The 16,662-nt window shown below is 52.4% G+C and carries 15 protein-coding genes; 12 read left to right on the top strand and 3 right to left on the bottom strand.

Annotated features, from left to right (window positions below):
* Positions 1 to 15 precede the first annotated feature (15 nt).
* Positions 16 to 195 carry a hypothetical protein gene (locus JNE38_RS22880; RefSeq protein WP_203353424.1) on the top strand — a complete coding sequence of 60 codons (180 nt, stop codon included), beginning with the start codon at positions 16 to 18 and terminating at the stop codon, positions 193 to 195.
* Positions 192 to 1,886 (top strand): peptide ABC transporter substrate-binding protein, encoded by a 1,695-nt coding sequence (locus tag JNE38_RS22875; protein WP_203353423.1) that lies wholly within the window; start codon positions 192 to 194, stop codon positions 1,884 to 1,886. Before JNE38_RS22880 ends, JNE38_RS22875 begins: the two co-directional genes overlap by 4 nt.
* 28 nt (positions 1,887 to 1,914) lie before the next feature.
* On the opposite strand, the gene JNE38_RS22870 is transcribed toward JNE38_RS22875, so the two are convergent.
* The gene (locus JNE38_RS22870) at positions 1,915 to 2,514 is read right to left on the bottom strand and encodes a TetR/AcrR family transcriptional regulator (RefSeq protein WP_203353422.1); all 600 of its coding nucleotides are present in this window, start codon (positions 2,512 to 2,514) and stop codon (positions 1,915 to 1,917) included.
* 197 nt (positions 2,515 to 2,711) lie between these two features.
* Between JNE38_RS22870 and JNE38_RS22865 the strand changes: the two genes are divergently transcribed.
* The 8 genes from JNE38_RS22865 to JNE38_RS22830 all read left to right on the top strand — a co-directional run bounded on the left by JNE38_RS22865 (position 2,712) and on the right by JNE38_RS22830 (position 11,453).
* A complete protein-coding gene (locus tag JNE38_RS22865; RefSeq protein WP_203353421.1) occupies positions 2,712 to 3,185 on the top strand; it encodes an N-acetyltransferase in 474 nt (157 codons plus the stop codon).
* A 108-nt stretch (positions 3,186 to 3,293) separates the two neighbouring features.
* A complete protein-coding gene (locus JNE38_RS22860; protein WP_203353420.1) occupies positions 3,294 to 5,372 on the top strand; it encodes a methyl-accepting chemotaxis protein in 2,079 nt (692 codons plus the stop codon).
* Between the two features lie 185 nt (positions 5,373 to 5,557).
* A complete protein-coding gene (locus JNE38_RS22855) occupies positions 5,558 to 6,289 on the top strand; it encodes a GTP pyrophosphokinase (protein WP_203353419.1) in 732 nt (243 codons plus the stop codon).
* A complete protein-coding gene (pepV, locus tag JNE38_RS22850; RefSeq protein WP_203353418.1) occupies positions 6,276 to 7,715 on the top strand; it encodes a dipeptidase PepV in 1,440 nt (479 codons plus the stop codon). Before JNE38_RS22855 ends, pepV begins: the two co-directional genes overlap by 14 nt.
* A gap of 617 nt (positions 7,716 to 8,332) precedes the next feature.
* Positions 8,333 to 9,826 (top strand): DEAD/DEAH box helicase, encoded by a 1,494-nt coding sequence (locus JNE38_RS22845; protein WP_203353417.1) that lies wholly within the window; start codon positions 8,333 to 8,335, stop codon positions 9,824 to 9,826.
* 201 nt (positions 9,827 to 10,027) lie between these two features.
* Entirely contained in the window at positions 10,028 to 10,462 is a 435-nt protein-coding gene (locus JNE38_RS22840) for an Lrp/AsnC family transcriptional regulator (RefSeq protein ID WP_203353416.1), read from the top strand.
* 2 nt (positions 10,463 to 10,464) lie between these two features.
* Positions 10,465 to 11,115, top strand: a complete 651-nt coding sequence (locus JNE38_RS22835; RefSeq protein ID WP_203353415.1) for a LysE family transporter — start codon at positions 10,465 to 10,467, stop codon at positions 11,113 to 11,115.
* Between the two features lie 98 nt (positions 11,116 to 11,213).
* Positions 11,214 to 11,453, top strand: a complete 240-nt coding sequence (locus tag JNE38_RS22830; RefSeq protein WP_238933424.1) for a hypothetical protein — start codon at positions 11,214 to 11,216, stop codon at positions 11,451 to 11,453.
* A gap of 100 nt (positions 11,454 to 11,553) precedes the next feature.
* Here JNE38_RS22830 and JNE38_RS22825 read toward each other — a convergent pair whose 3' ends face one another.
* Positions 11,554 to 12,966, bottom strand: a complete 1,413-nt coding sequence (locus JNE38_RS22825; protein ID WP_203353413.1) for an RsmF rRNA methyltransferase first C-terminal domain-containing protein — start codon at positions 12,964 to 12,966, stop codon at positions 11,554 to 11,556.
* Positions 12,967 to 13,051: 85 nt separating this feature from the next.
* Between JNE38_RS22825 and JNE38_RS22820 the strand changes: the two genes are divergently transcribed.
* Entirely contained in the window at positions 13,052 to 13,804 is a 753-nt protein-coding gene (locus JNE38_RS22820; protein ID WP_203353412.1) for a hypothetical protein, read from the top strand.
* A 28-nt stretch (positions 13,805 to 13,832) separates the two neighbouring features.
* On the top strand, positions 13,833 to 14,786 hold the full coding sequence (locus JNE38_RS22815) for a methyl-accepting chemotaxis protein (protein ID WP_203353411.1): 954 nt from the start codon (positions 13,833 to 13,835) through the stop codon (positions 14,784 to 14,786).
* Between the two features lie 156 nt (positions 14,787 to 14,942).
* Here JNE38_RS22815 and JNE38_RS22810 read toward each other — a convergent pair whose 3' ends face one another.
* On the bottom strand, positions 14,943 to 16,634 hold the full coding sequence (locus tag JNE38_RS22810) for a M14 family metallopeptidase (protein ID WP_203353410.1): 1,692 nt from the start codon (positions 16,632 to 16,634) through the stop codon (positions 14,943 to 14,945).
* Positions 16,635 to 16,662 lie beyond the last annotated feature (28 nt).

The raw sequence follows: 16,662 nt of genomic DNA, 5'->3' as shown, positions 1-16,662 counted from the left end.
CGAAAGGAGGCGAACATGGACAAGGATCAGGAAATGTGGGAAAAGCTTTTTCACGAGCTCGCCTGCATCAAAAGCGAAATGAAAGCATTCAAGCGAAAGACGCGGGCAGAGCTCTATCAAATCAAAGCAGAGCTGAAAGAATGGCAGCAGCGCGCGCAGCAGCAACGGCTCCACGAGGAAGGAGAACAGTCATGATACCTAGCAAAAAACGTTGGATAGGGCGCGCATGGAAAGCCGTGTTGGCGGCAGGTTTGAGCGTATCACTTGCCGCTTGTGCCCAAAATCAGGAGGCAGCAAAACCAAGTGTTCAGAATCACCCTGCACCGGCTGCCCAGTCAACCCCTGCGCCCGCACCGGAGTCCAAGGAGCCGGAGCAAGTGCTTCGGCTGAACAACTTTACGGAGCCGCTGTCTCTCCACCCGGGGCTCATCACCGATGTCTGGTCCTCCAATGTCATTTTCCAGACGTTTGAGGGGCTCACCCGCATCGACAAAAACGGGGTGCCGCAGCCAGCCATCGCTGATGCCATCACAGCCTCCGACGATTTGCTGACGTATACCTTCAAGCTGCGGGACAACGCCAAATGGTCTAATGGAGATCCGGTGACGGCCCAAGATTTTGAAAGCGCCTGGAAATGGACGCTGGATGCCAAAAACGGCTCGGAGTACGCGTACCAGCTGTTTTACGTGAAAAATGCCGAAGCGGCTTTCAATGGAAAGGCGAAGCCAGAGGAAATCGGAGTAAAGGCACAGGACGACAAAACGCTGGTCGTTCAGCTGGAGAATCCGACGCCCTTTTTCCTGGAGCTGACGGCTTTCTATACGTACTTCCCTGTGAATGCGAAGGTAATGAAGGAGCATCCGGACTGGGCAAAGGAAGCGGGTCCGAATTACACGACCAACGGCCCGTTCAAGCTGGCGTCCTGGGAGCATAAAACCAAGCTCGTCCTGGAGAAGAACGAGAACTATTGGGATGCTGGGTCCGTGAAGCTGACCAAGATCGAGATGAACATGATCAACGACGCCAATACCGAGCTGTCCATGCTGGAGAATGGCGATCTGGATTGGGCAGGTGCGCCGACTGGCAACTTGCCGCTCGATGCGATGCAGTCGCTGAAAGAAAAGGGCCTGCTGGAAATTACCCCGAAAGCGGGCACATACTGGTATGAGTTCAATACCTTGCAAAAGCCGTTCAACAATAAAAAAATCCGCCAGGCGTTCGCCTATGCGATCAACCGAAAAGACCTGGTGGACAATGTGACGCAGGGTGGCGAGCTTGTTGCGACCGCTGTCGTGCCGCCGACCATGTTTGCGGAAAATGAGCAGGGACTGTTCAAGGACAACGACGTGGAAAATGCCAAGCAGCTGCTGGCGGAGGGAATGCAGGAAGAGGGCTATGCGAGCGTAGACAAACTGCCGCCGATCACGCTATCCTACAATACCGAAGAAGCGCAGGCGAAGATCGCGCAGGCTGTTCAGGACATGTGGCAGAAGAATCTGGGCGTTCACGTCAAACTGGAAAATCAGGAATGGAACGTCTATTACGAAAACGTGAAAAATGGGAAATATCAGGTAGCGCGGATGGGGTGGACGGGGGATTTCAACGATCCGATCAACTTCCTGGAGATCTTCCGCACCAAGGACGGCAATAACCATACAAACTGGGAGAAGAAAGAGTTCGCCGATCTGTTGGCCGCATCGTCGAAAGAAAAAGATGCTGCGAAGCGCAAGGAGATTCTCCGAGACGCGGAAAAAATCCTGGTCGACGAAATGCCGGTCATCCCGTTCTACTTTAAATCCACGGTGTATGCGAAAAACCCGAATTTGAAGGATGTCGTGATTTCAGGTTTGGGGAATGTGCAGTACAAGTGGGCCAAGTTTGAATAAAGCTTTTCAAGACGAGAAGGGCTGGTCGCTAGGATGATTCCTCGACCAGCCCTTCGAATACGATGGAGACCTTTTCTTCCATGATCTCTTCCAAAGCCCAGGCACCCTCGCTGCGCACCCAATCATACAGTGCGTTGTAGTAAATGTTTTCCAGCATGTTCGCTGCCACGAGAGGATTGAACTTGGCTTTCAGCTGTTTCTTTTCTTGCGCCTCTTCAATCAGGTCGGCGAAAAGCTGGCGCAGTTCAAAATACATGTTCTTTTCATTTTCAAGCACTTTGCGATGCTTCATCGAAGACTCCACGACCACCTTGATGAAATCAAAGTTCGTGACCGTCACTTCATTCATGATCTTGTAGATTCGCAGCACCTTGGCCTTGCAGTTGTCATCGTAGTCCCACTCTTCTCGGCGTTCTTCAATCTCGTGCAAACGCTCATAGCCCCAGTTGGCGAGGATGGCTTCCTTTGAAGTGAAATGCAGGAAGATCGTCCCCCGCGCGACATCTGCCTCTTCCGAGATCATGTCGATGGTGGTGGCTTCAAATCCGTGCTGCTTGAAAAGCTTGATGGCGGAATTGAAGATTTTTTCACGTGTTTCTCGCTTTTTTCGTTCGCGCCTGGTAGTCAAAAAGGAGACACCTCCTCGTTTCATATGCTTGATTATAGCACAATCGTTACCTGCACAAGAATTTATACGCGCAATCAGGGAAAAACCATCGAAAAAAGGGATAGACTTCTGTGTAAGTCGACTGTATATTTATATACTATAATGAATAATTATTATATCGTACCAAGCCGTTAGAGCATGGGGTGGAGGAGTGTAAAATGAGTGTTGCGAAAGCGCTGACTGTGCGTCAAGCCACAATCAAAGACGTCGATGCGATGTTGGAAATCGTTAATGAATATGCACAACAGGGATTGATGCTTCCCCGGACCAAACTTTCCTTTTTGGAACATTTGCAGTCGTTTATCGTCGCGCATGATGGAGATACGGTCGTAGGTGTGGCTGGCTTGCATATTTTGTGGGAAGATCTCGCGGAAATTCGCTCGTTGGCCATTTCCGAAAAAGCGAAAGGGATGGGAGTGGGGAAACACCTGGTGCTCCACCTGGTCGAGGAATGCCGCAATCTGGGAATCAAGCGTGTGCTGGCATTGACCTATCAAAAAGCCTTCTTTGAGAAATGCGGATTCTGGATCGTCGCGAAAGAAACGCTGCCGCAAAAAGTATGGAAAGACTGCATCAACTGTTCCAAATTGCCTATGTGCGATGAAATTGCGATGATTTTTGAAACAGAATGATACTTTAGGTATAGCCTTCCATTTTTCTTTTCTGGTACTATATTCATATGAATTATAAAAATATAGTGAATTTTCTACCGGAGAAAGATTGTTAATGGGGGGCTAATCATGAAGCTTGGGGCGCGGGTATTGATTTTGCTGCTGTTGGCTGGGATCGTGCCGCTGACATCAGCAGGGGTTTTTGCGTACAACGAATCCAGGCAGGAACTATTGAGCAGCAGCAAAGCCACCTTGGAGGCACTACGCAACAGCAACAAGGAGCAAGTAGAGAACTACTTTCGAGAGCGTTCCCGCAACCTGGATACGTTGGCCGCTTCGAGTACGGTGGTCACGGCATTGGCTGAGTTTCGGGGAGTCTGGGAGCAGGGGCGAGAATCTCCGGCTTATCAGGAAGTCGAGCTGAAGCGCACGAAGGAACTGAAGATGGAAGTAGCCAGGTACGGCTTTGCAAATGCCTACCTGTTAAATGACAAAGGCGAAGTGGTGTACCAGACCAAGCCGCAAAAAGATTTAGGCACGAGCCTGCTGCAGGGAATGTACGCTGATTCCGTGCTTGGGCAAACCGTTCAAAAGGCATTCAAAGGGCAGAGCACGGAAATGTCTGATCTTCGTCCCTACGAACCGTCAGGAGGCGTGCCAGGTGTGTTCATCGCGACGCCGATTTTTGAAAACGGCTATATCATTGGTCAGTTGGCGGTAGAGGTAACGCTGGACTACATATCCCGGCAACTAAGCCAGCGAGAAGGTCTCGGTGAAACCGGAAAGATCTATCTCGTCGGTGCCGATAAATTGATGCGATCCGAGTTGGGAGAGGGGCAAGAAACGCTATTGAAGCAGAAGGTAGATACCCCGATCGTGGATCAAGTTTTGCTGACCCAGCAATTCAGGGGGACGACCGAGAGTGTGGACTACCGGGGACAACAGGTGCTCGTCTCCTATGATCAAGTCAAAGTAGGCAAAATGACATGGGCGCTGCTCGCTGAAATGGATATGACAGAGATTTTAAACGGCCCAAACCGGATTATGAAAGCCATGCTGATCTTCAATGGCGTCGTGCTCGTCGTAATCGTTGGCATTTCATTGTATACGGCCAATTGGCTGCGCCGCTCCTTCCGCGGCATGCTGAAGGTGGCAGGGCGCATCGGCGAAGGAGATTTTGCCACACCTGTCCCGCAGTGGCTGCTGGGGCGCAAGGATGAGCTGGGTGATCTGGCCAGGTCGCTGCTTTCCATGCGGGATCAGCTACTCGGGATCTTGCTGCAGGTAAGACAAGCGGCAGGTTCCGTCTCTGAGTCAGTCAAAGAAATTCACGGCAATACGAGTGAAATCGCATCCTCGAGCCAGCAGATCGTGCAAGTCGTGGACCAGGTGGCGGCATCAGCGGATAACCAGATGGACAAGATGGGGCAGACCTTGCAGCTGGCAGTCGACCTGACGAATGATGTAGCGGGAGTCACGGATAATGTGGAGCAAGTCTCGTTGTCTTCGCAGGAGATGAAGCGGCATACGGCAGCAGGCAGACAGGCTGTGACTGCTGTCATCGACAGCATGGAAGAGATCAATCGCTCCGTGGAATCCGCGACGGATGTCATTCACGAGCTGGAGAAGCGGTCCCAGGACATTTCGCGCATTATCTCAGTCATTTCCGAAATTGCCCGTCAGACCAACCTCCTGGCGCTCAATGCGGCGATCGAGGCTGCCCGTGCGGGAGAGCATGGAAAAGGGTTCGCTGTCGTAGCGGGAGAAGTGCGAAAGCTGTCTGAGGGAACCAATGAGGCTGCCCTGCAGATCGCCAGGATGATCACAGATGTGCAAAAGGATACGGCTGCTGCTGTCGCACGTATGGCAGAGGGGGCGGAGACAACGGCTCACGGTTTAAGAACGGCACGCCAATCCGGCGAGATGTTCCAGCAGATCGAACAAAACATCATCCGCGTCACGCAGGAGATGGAGAGCGTCAGAGAAGCGTTCAACCGGATGGCCCCAGATGCCAGACAGGTAGTGGCAGTGGCGGAGGAAGTGTCATCGGCGTCTGCACAGGCGGCGGCAGGAGTTCAGAGCATCTCTGCAGCAGTCGAAGAACAGAGCGCTGCGATGGAGCTCATCGTGAGTTCAGCAGACCAGCTGGCTAGGCTAGCGGAGGAACTGCGCGGGTCGCTTGCGACGTTTGTGTTGACTGAAAATTGAGACGGATGGAGGCTGGCAGGCATGCCGGCCTCTGTTCGTCTCTTTTTCTAAACCATCCGCAATAACGCGGTCGCTCATCTGAGAAATGGCTTCGATATAGGTTTTCTTGCCATTTAGGAGGATATCCTAGCCAAAATGTTGAATGATAAGTACGATGGAGAGTTTCAGGCCGGAGGGACGTAAGCGTGCACAAACTAGATTGGGAACTATATCTGCTGCCGTTCGAGCAAGCTGTAGAAGAAATCAAAGTCAAAATTAAAAATATCCGCAACGAGCTGCGCAAACGCAAGGAGTATTCTCCGATTGAGTTTGCTCTGGGCAGGGTGAAGACGATCCCGAGCATTTACAACAAGGCAAACCGCCTGCAATTTCCGATTGATGAAAATATATGCTGGGAGATCCGGGACATCGCTGGTGTCCGCATCATCTGTCAATTTATCGAGGACATCCCCGCTGTTGTCGAGATGATCAAAAAGCGCGGCGATATGCGCGTCTATCTGGAGAAGGACTATGTGTCCACGCCGAAAGAGAGCGGGTACCGCGGCTATCATCTGGCCGTAGAGTATCCGATCATGATGGCAAATGGACAGGTGACCATACCGGTGGAGATTCAAATACGTACGCTAGGAATGAATTTCTGGGCGACGATTGAGCACTCGCTGAATTACAAATACGAAGGGATCATCCCGTCCAATATTCGCCAACGCCTGTTTGAAGCCGCCAAAGCATCTTACAAGCTGGATAGCGAAATGAACAATATCCGTGAAGAGATCAAAGAGGCGCAAGCTGAATTCACGAAAAAAGAAGTGCCGATGGATTCCCTGCTGTCGCTGGTCGAGCTGGACCTCGACATCGACGCCGGAATGGAAAACAGTAGCATGGATGAAGGGGAAGAACACGACGATGACAAGCATTAATTGGCTGGAAGAGACACAAAAGCGCAAAGAGGACCTGATCCGCACCACGCAATCCTTTTTGCAGATCAAGAGTGTGCTTGACCCTGATAGTGTAAAAGAAGGAGCTCCCTTTGGAGAAGGAATCCGTCAGGCACTGGATTTTGCCCTCGATGTTTGCCGCCAAGCTGGCATGACGACCAAAGACGTGCGCGGCTATGCCGCACATGCTGAATTCGGCCAAGGAGAAGAGCTGATCGGCATCCTCAGCCACGTCGATGTCGTTCCGGAAGGCGATGGTTGGAGCACCCCTCCTTACGCTGCCGAGATTGTCGATGGCAGCAAGATCGTGGCCCGCGGAGCGATTGATGACAAAGGGCCGACCATGGCTGCGATATTCGCTGCTAAGATCGTGCTGGAGCTGGGATTGCCGCTGTCCAAACGGGTTCGTTTTATCTTTGGAACAGATGAAGAATCCAGCTGGCAATGCGTGAAGACGTACTTTGAATCGGAAGAGATGCCGACCATGGGCTTCACCCCGGATGCCGATTTCCCGCTCATTTATGCGGAAAAAGGATTGACCGATCTGACGCTGCGCCAGACGCCGGCTGCGTTTTCGGCGAAAGCAGTGGAAGAGGCGGCTGACGTACAGGCTGAGCTCGTATCGCTGCAGTCTGGTCTGCGCATGAACATGGTGCCGGATAAAGGGGAAGCGGTCTTGAAACCAAAGGCCTTGGACGCTGGGGTGATCGTAGAGCGCTATCGTCAGCATCTCACTGAAAACAAGCTGAAAGGCGCTGCTGAAGAAAAGGACGGCATGGTTGTGCTGCACATGGAGGGCGTGTCAGTCCATGGCATGGATCCGGGAAAAGGCGTAAACGCAGGTACCCATCTGATTCATTTCCTGCATACGCTCAAACTGGATGCACGTGCGGCCAGCTACGTCGGCTTTGCAGACGAATACCTGCACAACCAGCACGAAGGCAAATCGCTCGGGATTGCTCATGAAGATGCCGAGATGGGGCCGCTCTCCTTGAATACGGGTGTGCTGGAATACCAGGCAGAGGGAGATGCGATCTTCCGCCTCAACATCCGTTATCCGCATTCGGTATCCTTCGATCAATGGTCAGCTGTCCTCGCAGAGCGCGGCGCGAAGGAAGCATTTGAGCTGGAAGTGGTGGAGCATTTGACCCCGCATCGCGTCGATCCGAACCATCCGTTGGTTACGACTTTGCAGCGCGTGTACACGGAGCAAACAGGCGAGGAAGCAGGGATCATCGCCATCGGTGGAGCGACCTATGGCCGTTCGCTGGACGTGGGCGTGGCATTCGGTCCCCTGTTCCCGGGTCGCCCGGACAGCGCGCACCAGCGAGATGAGTACATCTTGATCGACGATTTGGTGAAAGCGACAGCGATTTACGCCCAAGCCATCTATGAACTGGCTAAGTAATATAGTTGAAGGCAAGCGGGATGTGCCCCAAATGAAGGAGGCATACCCGCTTTTTTGTGTGTAGATTTTAGAGAACGCTCTCTGGCCGCTCCCGAAAAGAGTAAACTTCGTATGGAGGGGGAAAAATGTGTGGAAAAGGACTGCGAAGGCTAAGGTTGAATGCTCTTGATTTAATATTTGTAGTCGAATTAAACTTGTCAGCTGTCCAGGAAAAAGGGGAAAAAAGCGGAAGGTATTAGGGACACAGCCGAGGCGAAGCGTAAAAAACGGAACACGCTTTTAGCGTCCAACCTCTGAGTTGCCCCCTCAGACTGCTACTTTTGGACGCGGTTCCGTTTTTGGAGTGGAGCCGTACAGTTGATACTCCTTTGCAAGTGGCCCTACTAACCTGGAGCGTTTTCCCCTTTTTCCTCCCCACGGGCACCGTCCGAGCGAATGCCTTTTTAGTGGCTGGTTGTTTTTTTACATCGACTCATTTAGTATAGGTAGGATAGGAATTTAGGCGCCGTGGAACATCGCCGGATGAATATTGACGGTAGCCGGATTGAGTGCACCCCCACTGTCCATGCAGTTTTTGGTGCGGCGAATCGGTCCGCTAGTGAAAGGAAGTGGAAATTATGGCAAAATCGTTTGCGTCTTTTGGCTTTCGACCGGAGCTGATGCAAGGGATTCAAGACCTGTATTATAAAGAACCAACCGCTATTCAAGAAGAAGCGATTCCGCTGATTCTGGAAGGCAAGGACGTGATCGGACAAGCACAGACGGGGACTGGGAAAACCGCTGCGTTTATGCTGCCGATTCTGAATGCTCTGGAGGAAGGGAAGCGCGATATCCAAGCACTGATCCTGACTCCGACCCGCGAGCTGTCCATCCAGATCGCCAAGGAAGTAGAGAAACTGGGCAAGCATTTGAATGTCAATGTGCTCTCACTGCACGGAGGTACGGATATCGACAGGCAGCTCAACAAGCTGAAGGAGACCGTGCATATCGTAGTCGGTACGCCAGGGCGCGTGCTTGACCATATGAAGCGCGGGTCGCTGCACTTCGGCCGCATTTCCACCCTGGTTTTGGACGAAGCTGACAAAATGATGGAAATGGGCTTCCTCGAGGATGTAGAACAGGTGGTCGTCCATACGCCATCGCAGCGTCAAGTGCTGCTGTTTTCTGCCACCATGCCTGACTTGGTGAAAAAGCTGGCGCACCGCTTCATGAAGCAGCCGCCGCACATCAAGATCGAAGGAAAGCAAAAAACGGTGGAGCGCATCGAGCAATTTTATTACGTCGTCAACCAAAGCGACAAAACCGACGCGCTCGTGGACGTGCTGGAGCAGGAGCAGCCGTTTTTGACGATTATTTTTGCCAACACGCAGGTGCGCGTCCAGCAATTGACCGCGCGTCTGCAGGAAAACGGACTCTCCGCTCAGGCGCTCTACGGCGATCTGTCCCAAAACAAACGGGAACAGCTCATGAAGCAATTCCGTGAGATCCGCTTCCAGTTTTTGATCGCGACAGATATCGCCGCTCGCGGTCTGGACGTGGAAGGCGTCACACACGTCATCAACTACGATCTGCCGAATGACGTGGAGAGCTACATTCACCGTGTGGGCCGTACCGGTCGCGCGGGCCAAAAAGGGAAAGCGATCTCCCTGATCTCCCCTCGCCAGAAAAACCTGATGGGTCGCTTTGCGAAAACGACCAAAGCCAACATCGAGGAACGAATCCTGCAAGCGGGACGCCATCTGGACGCAGGTCGTCGTCAACGGGCGGAAGAGCGGGAAGCTCATTTTATCGAATTGCGCGCCCAGCAGCAAAAGGAACAGCAGAAAGAAAAAGATAAAGAATTCGCACCGATTCGGGAAGCGATCAAGAAAAAGACGAAAGTCAAACCGGGCTACAAGAAAAAGCTCGCGCGTGAGCTGGATGAGCTCCAGACGAAATACGAGCAAAACCGCAAGCGTGCGGAAGCGATCGCAGCGCGTAAGGCAGGAAAAACAGCAAAACCGGCGGCAGCTGGCAAGGCAGGGAAAGGCACAGGAGGCAGACCAGGCGGCAAAAGTCAGGGTGCAAAGCCGTTTCGACCTTCTGCAGGAAAAGGCAAATCCCGAGGCTAAATGCATGAGAACAAATGTCCGGATCGATGGGATCCGGGCATTTTTTTGCTTTACACTTTTTTGCGCATGAGGCTGTCAGGAGGTATTATCCTAAAGAAGTAAAGGGAACACGGAAAAAACCTTAAATAATATCGTTCTTCATGGCAATGCTCCTAATAAATCAAAGGGCTGATATAATCGAGAGAAAAGGAGGCGGTACGGATGGATCGAATCGACGAAGAAATATTGCGGTTGCTCAAAGAAAACGGCAGGATGACCAGCTCCGAGATCGGGAAGCAGGTTCATTTGTCCGTGCCGGCTGTGTCGGAACGAATTCGCAAGCTGGAGGATACAGGGGTCATCGATCGATTTACGATCCGGCTGAATCGCGATAAACGGGGACTACATCTGATCGCCTTTATCATGGTTCAGCTGGAGAGGCCGGAGCATGTCGAGGGCTTCCGGGAAACGATTCTGCAGACCGACAGTGTACTGGAATGCCACCATATGGCTGGATCCTATGATTACATGCTGAAGGTCGCGCTCCCCGGAACGAGGGAGCTGGAACAGCTGATCTCCCACACGATCAAACAGGTAGCGGGTGTAGCCAAGACCAATACCATGATCGTCCTATCTTCCATGAAAGAGGAGATGTAGGCATGGGCGTATGGGATGGTTTTCTCTTTGGCATGCTGCTGCAGCTGTCCGTGGGGCCGGTTTGTCTCGCTGTGCTGCAGCGCTCGGTTACCCTTGGCTTTCGTCATGCGTGGTGGATGATCATAGGCGTGGCATTGGTGGACGCGGCATATATGGCGGGGTCGATTGGCGGGCTCGCCCTGCTCTTGCAAATTCCTTTGGTGAAACAAATCACTGCCCTTGCCGGTGCTGCCATTCTTATCTGGTTTGGTGTAGGGGTGACTCGGGCGAGTGTCGTGCACGTAGCGCAGCAGGATGGCGGAACGGCCGTTAGCATTCCGGAAAACGATAGGCTGTCCACCAAGCGGGCTTTTGACAGCTTCCTGTACGGAGTCGTCCTGACGATGACCAATCCCCTGACGGTTTTATTTTGGGCCGGTGTTTTCGGATCGCTGATGTCGTCGCGTTCCATGGCCGAGCAAGAGAATCCTATTGGCTTTGCTGCGGGTTGTGTCCTGTCTACCCTGTTGTTTCTGACAGGCATATCTGCACTGGGGGCATATGCGTCCAAACTGCTTCAACCCGTGTGGATGAAGCGAGTGAATAGGGTGGTAGGACTGTTTTTGATCGGATTTGCACTCGTTCTTCTCATTCAAAATGTTTGGTCCTTTTGAAATAGTGTTTTCCACCTACCCCAAAGTGGGTAGAATATAGGTAGATAGGACCCTTTGTGCGAAAAAAAGCTAAGTGCGGGGTGTGAGGAGAACCAGTGATGACAGATGTTTGCTTGAAATGCGGGAGTGAAATGAGCCCTGGGGATTACAGTTGCAAAGTGTGTGGGCAAAATGACATAGATGAATACCGGATGATTCGCAATTATGTCAGAAGCTTTCCGAATTCGAACGCGATGCAGATTGCCAATGCGACCGGCATTTCCGTATCAAAGATCTTGCGCTACATTAAAAGCGGCTCCCTTACCGTGGTCGACAACCACTCCCGGAGAGGGAGATAACAGCAGCATACATGAAGCCCACCGCCTACACGATTATTACCATCGTTTAGGTCAGTGGGCTTATTTTGCATTCTGATGGAAATGGGCTAGAATAGGTGGGTTAGAGCCAGCGCAAACCTTTTGGATAATGGTTTTTCAACTGACCGTCCGCCTGTTTGCCCCATCCGAGTGAAAAGCCATCGACGGTGACGAGAGCCCATCCGTTTGCGCCGTCCCGGCTGAGTGCTTCGCCCCTCAAATAACGGAGGAGGGTGGGATCATCGGCCGTAAAGGAAGAGACGCGGGCAGCTTCATCGGCAGTCAGCGCGAGAGCCAAGGCATGACTCGGCTCCAGTCGGTTCTTTTTGACGGTTCCCAGGTGCAAGCCGACTCGCAATACTTTGATTCCGTCCCAGTCCATCTCGGGCGCAGGGGAATAGTAGAGCTGCTCACCGAACAGGAGAAATGCCTGCTCGTCATCCAGCACCCTTTTCGCGTGGGGGATGGCTTCCGCTGCAAAGCTGCGCCATGCAGCAATCGCTTCTTTTCGCCCGGCAGGAGCTGATTTTGCTCCTCGTTTTTCTTTGCGCTTTTTCGGGGATTCCACGTGTTCGGCATCTGTGCTTTTTTGCAGCTTGGCGAGGTAGTGCCCTTCCCCATCCAACAGATGAGGCCAGAGTCGAGCCGTCAGGGCGAGCTCACTTGCAGCAGGCGTCGCCCACTCTGGATGACCTTCAGCAAAGAATTCGGGATGCGGCAGCGGAATCAGAGAAAACTCAGGATGGCGTTCGAGAAAGAGCGCCATCGATTGCTCATTTTCCAGCGGTGCAAAGGTGCAGGTGGAGTAGACGAGTGTCCCGCCTGGCTTTAGCATGGCCGCGGCTGCATCCAGGATATCGACCTGCATCAGGTGGCATTCCGTTACTTTTTGCGGTGACCATTCATCGATCGCTTCAGGAAGCTTGCGGAACATGCCTTCACCCGAGCAAGGCGCATCGACGAGAATCCGGTCAAAAAACCGGGGAAAGCGTTCCATCAATCGCTCGGGCGTCTCGTTGGTGACGACGGCGTTTGGCACACCGCAGCGCTCCAGATTTTCGGACAGAGCCCGGGCGCGAACGGGATGGATTTCGTTGGCGATCAAAAGGCCGCGTCCCCCAAGAGCCGCAGCGAGCTGCGTGGACTTGCCCCCGGGAGCTGCACACAGGTCCAGGATCGTCTCGCCCGGCTGGACGCCTAGGCATTCGGCTGCAGACATGGCGCTAGGCTCCTGCAGATAATACAGGCCGGCAGCATGATAAGGATGCTTGCCTGGCCGCGCTCCTTCGGGATAACGAAATCCATTTTCACACCAGGCTACAGGCGTGAGAGCGAAGGGGGAGAGTGTCAAAAAACGCTCCCGGTCGACCTTCAACGGATTGACGCGCAAGCCATGAAAAACCGGCTGTTCATAGGAGGAAATGAATGCATGGTACTCGTCGTGCAGAAGGGTGCGCATCCGCTCCGTAAAGGCAGTGGGTAAAGGTTGTGTCATAAAAGCCTCCGTTGTCAGAATTTGGCCGATTGGGAGAGGAAAAGATAGAATCATGGCGAATCTTAGAAAATGAGGTGAGAGCATTATGAAGGGATCCCGTGCGGAACGCTACCGCTCCCGGCGGAGGAACGACTCAGAAGTCAGCCGGTTTTGGATCATGGGGTTGCTTTTCTCACTGCTGGTGCTCGCTTTTGAATTTTTGATCGAGATTCCCGCCGACGCAGATTGGCTGCAGGAGATGGAGATGGCACTGTTTTCAGCCAGCTTCACCTTGCTCGCTTTTTATCTGCTTGGGCTTACGTTTGTCTTTTCGCGTGGGCAAAAAGCAGGGAAGATCAATCACCAGGTCATTATCTACGTATGGCTGGGAGCGATTCTGTTTCACTTGTTCCTGCTCATCAGCAACTTGTCCAATCAGCATGTTTACAAAGCAGGGATCATTTTATTTTTAGGCCCATTGTTCCTGACTGTCTACCATTTTATCACGTACTTGTCCGCTTTGCGCGAGGAGCGCGCCGAGCAGGAGGCTGCTACGGGTGCCTCTCTGGAACGAACCGCGTATCAGATGATATGGGAAGGGGGCAGGGTATACAGCGAAATCAACCGATTGAGGTCGGAGTACCCTGAAGTGGAACAAATGCTTAAAGCCAACGATTTTCACCATAAGCTGGAGCGCTACGCCCTGGAAATGCAGCAGTATTTGCAGGTCAAGCAGTTCGAGCGAAAAGACGTGGAATTATTGGAGGGTCATTATTATTTTTTGGAGAACCTGCTTGCGCTGGCGAAACAACATCCGGGGATCATCGAATCCCGTACGTTTTCCCGTCGCGACGACTAGCTGAGAGGGCAAAGGAGAGGATAGAGGGATGTTCTGGAAAAAGGACAGGGGATTGGCAGAGAAGGAGACAGCTGCAGCATCTGCGACAGCTGTGGCGACTGTGGTGGAATCAAATCGCCAGGCTGAGCTTGAGAGAGATCTGCATGCCATCTACGAGCAGATTGGAGAGGCACTCTCCAAAAACAGCGAAGTGAATCACCAGCATGAGAACATTGCCCAACTGGCATCGCAGATGAAAGCTGTGGTAGCGAAGATCAAGGACATAAACGAGAGTGATGACGAATCGGCCAATCAGCTGGATGCTCGCGGGGTGAGACTCACTGCGATTTGTAAGCAATCCATGGAACGTGCGGATGAGGGAAAAAAGGCGATGAAGGAAGTCGTCGAGGTTATGAGCATGCTGGATGAGGAGTCTGTCCATACCTCTCGTTCCATGAGCCGGTTGGAAGATCGCTCGTCAGAGATTACGAGCATCGTCAAAGTGATCAGTGACATCGCCAACCAGACCAACCTGCTTGCACTCAATGCGGCGATCGAAGCTGCACGTGCCGGAGAGCAGGGGAGAGGCTTTGCGGTGGTGGCTGACGAAGTGCGCAAGCTGGCTGAAATGACCGCCAACTCGACCAAATCCATCGCCGAATTGATCGCGAAAATCCAGGAAGAAACGAAGGAAGCGCTGGCCAACAGTGAAAAGAGCAGCTCTGCGATCAAAAACGGACTGGCGATCAGTCAGGACGCTTCTACGAAAATGGAGGGAATCGTGCAAGCCTTCCAAGAGGTGAACGTCGAGGTCCTGGGTGTCATGCAGATTATTGAGCATCAAAAGCAATTTGCGGATGAAGTTTCCAAGCAGGTGAGCGAGGCCATCCACTTGCTGAGTGAGCTGGATGACGATCTGGCAACCCACGTGAGGGGAGCAAAAGAGGTCGACGAACATCTGCAGGCTAGCTATCTACAGGTAAAGAAAGTGCTGCCGGAATAAATCGAAATCCATTATGATTCATAGAAGAAAAAGAATCCTTTCCCTTATGAAAAGGGCTCTTTTTTATTTTCTGGATGGAATTACCAAATAATGGTCAGTTGAATGTAACGAAACGTCCCTCTCCATAGTCATACAGGAGAGGGACGTTTTTTGGTGTTAGGGATTCACTGGCTTTGCAGGCAAGGGCTGCTCCAGCATGTACCGATACACGGGTATTTCATCCCCTTTTTCGACGGGGATAAAATTGAACGTGACATAGCTGTCAACTGACTCAGGCTCCATGGCCAAAGCGATGAAGTTGGCGTTGGGTTGGCCCATGCTAAATACATAGCTGCCGGCCGGGAAGGTTTTGGTCGTATTTTCTACATTGGTCGTGACTTCATTCGTAAAGTGACCATTCTCATACGTCGTGTTCACTTTGTTTTCAGCGACCGTATAGCTTTCGACGTTCACCGTCGTTTCTTTAGACAGCGTGCTCACTTGGACGCCGAGCTGTTGGAGCTTCTTGGCAATTTCATGATAAGCGGGCGGCATGATGTAGGCTGTCGGCCGTTCTCTTTCCAACACCGGGTAGGCATCGGTTGAGCTGATCCAATCGATCGGCGCTTCCACTCGCTTCGCTGCCGCCAAATCCACCACGACAAGCTTCTGATCGGGAACCAATTGGTTTTCACTTTGCACGACGATTTTGTCATTGTCGTCCGCTTTGCTGCCTTTTTCGCTGATCTCTTGGCGGGCCTCTGCCACTGCCGCTTTTACCTCATCCGCGTGGGCTGCTGTGGATTGGATAAAGGCAGCGTGGGTGATGACCTGGCTGTAGACGCGGCGTTCAAAGTCCGCACGCCCGATTCCGATTCCGCGTGTCTCCACGAGATAGGTAAGCGTATTTTTCAGGCCGAGCGCGTTGCGTCCGATTCGCGTCTCCGTGCTGCCCTCTGTAGCGACGACCCTGCCTTCTTTGGTTTTGGCCAGTGTAAAGTACGGATGATGGGTGAGCTTTTCTTGATCCAATGCCTTCTGTACTTCAGGCAGCAGCAGTTGACCCGACATTTGGCGCAGCGATTCGGGGATGTTCAGGTTTTTCGCAGAGGAGATCAAGACGTCATAGGAAGAGATCGCTCCCTTTTCACCGATGTCTGCAAATTGGCTGTAGTTCACGCCGTATTCATGGGCGTCCAGTACGACATCTGGCTGATACTCGTTGATCGCTTGGTGAATGGCCTGGACCTCTGGATATTCGACCTTCATGTAATCTCGGTTGGCGTCCAGATCGGTGCCGATGTACCGCTTGAATGCGTAGGATCCATCTGGATTGATCCGCGGAACGATCATGATGTTTACTTTGTCGAGCAGGTCAGCGCCCAGCTTTTCTTCTGCAAGCCATTTGGCGATGACCAGTGCAGACTCTCCGGCAGCCGGCTCATTTCCGTGAATTTGCGCCTGCAGCCAGATCAGCGGCTTTTTCTTGTCAGTCTTCACGTGATCCGGGTCTTTACTAAAAATGAGCAGCGGGATGTCTCGGCCTTCCAAAGATGTACCGATGCTGACCAGCTTTGCTTTTTTGTTGCCAGTCACGAGCTTGGTTATGTACGCGACCATTTCTTCTTGAGAGGTAAAGGCCACTTTGTCCGGTTGAAAGCCTGGTGTTCCAAATTCGATGTCAGGCGTAGGAAACAGATCCTTGATGGCAGCAGGCTGCAAATAGGTGGGGCCGTTTTCGTAATACGGGACAAATGGCTTCTCGACCTTGGTCTCTGTTGCTGATGCTTGCGAGACGATGTGCGGTGAGCTTGTTGCAAGCAGCGAGGCGACGAGTAGGGCGGCGGGAATGGAAGATAGCTTTTTCATGTCGATTACATTCCTCCTCAAAAGGCAA

The organism is Brevibacillus choshinensis, from assembly GCF_016811915.1.
In the GTDB taxonomy this organism is placed as follows: domain Bacteria; phylum Bacillota; class Bacilli; order Brevibacillales; family Brevibacillaceae; genus Brevibacillus; species Brevibacillus choshinensis_A.
This window is presented reverse-complemented; position numbering and strand designations above follow the sequence as displayed.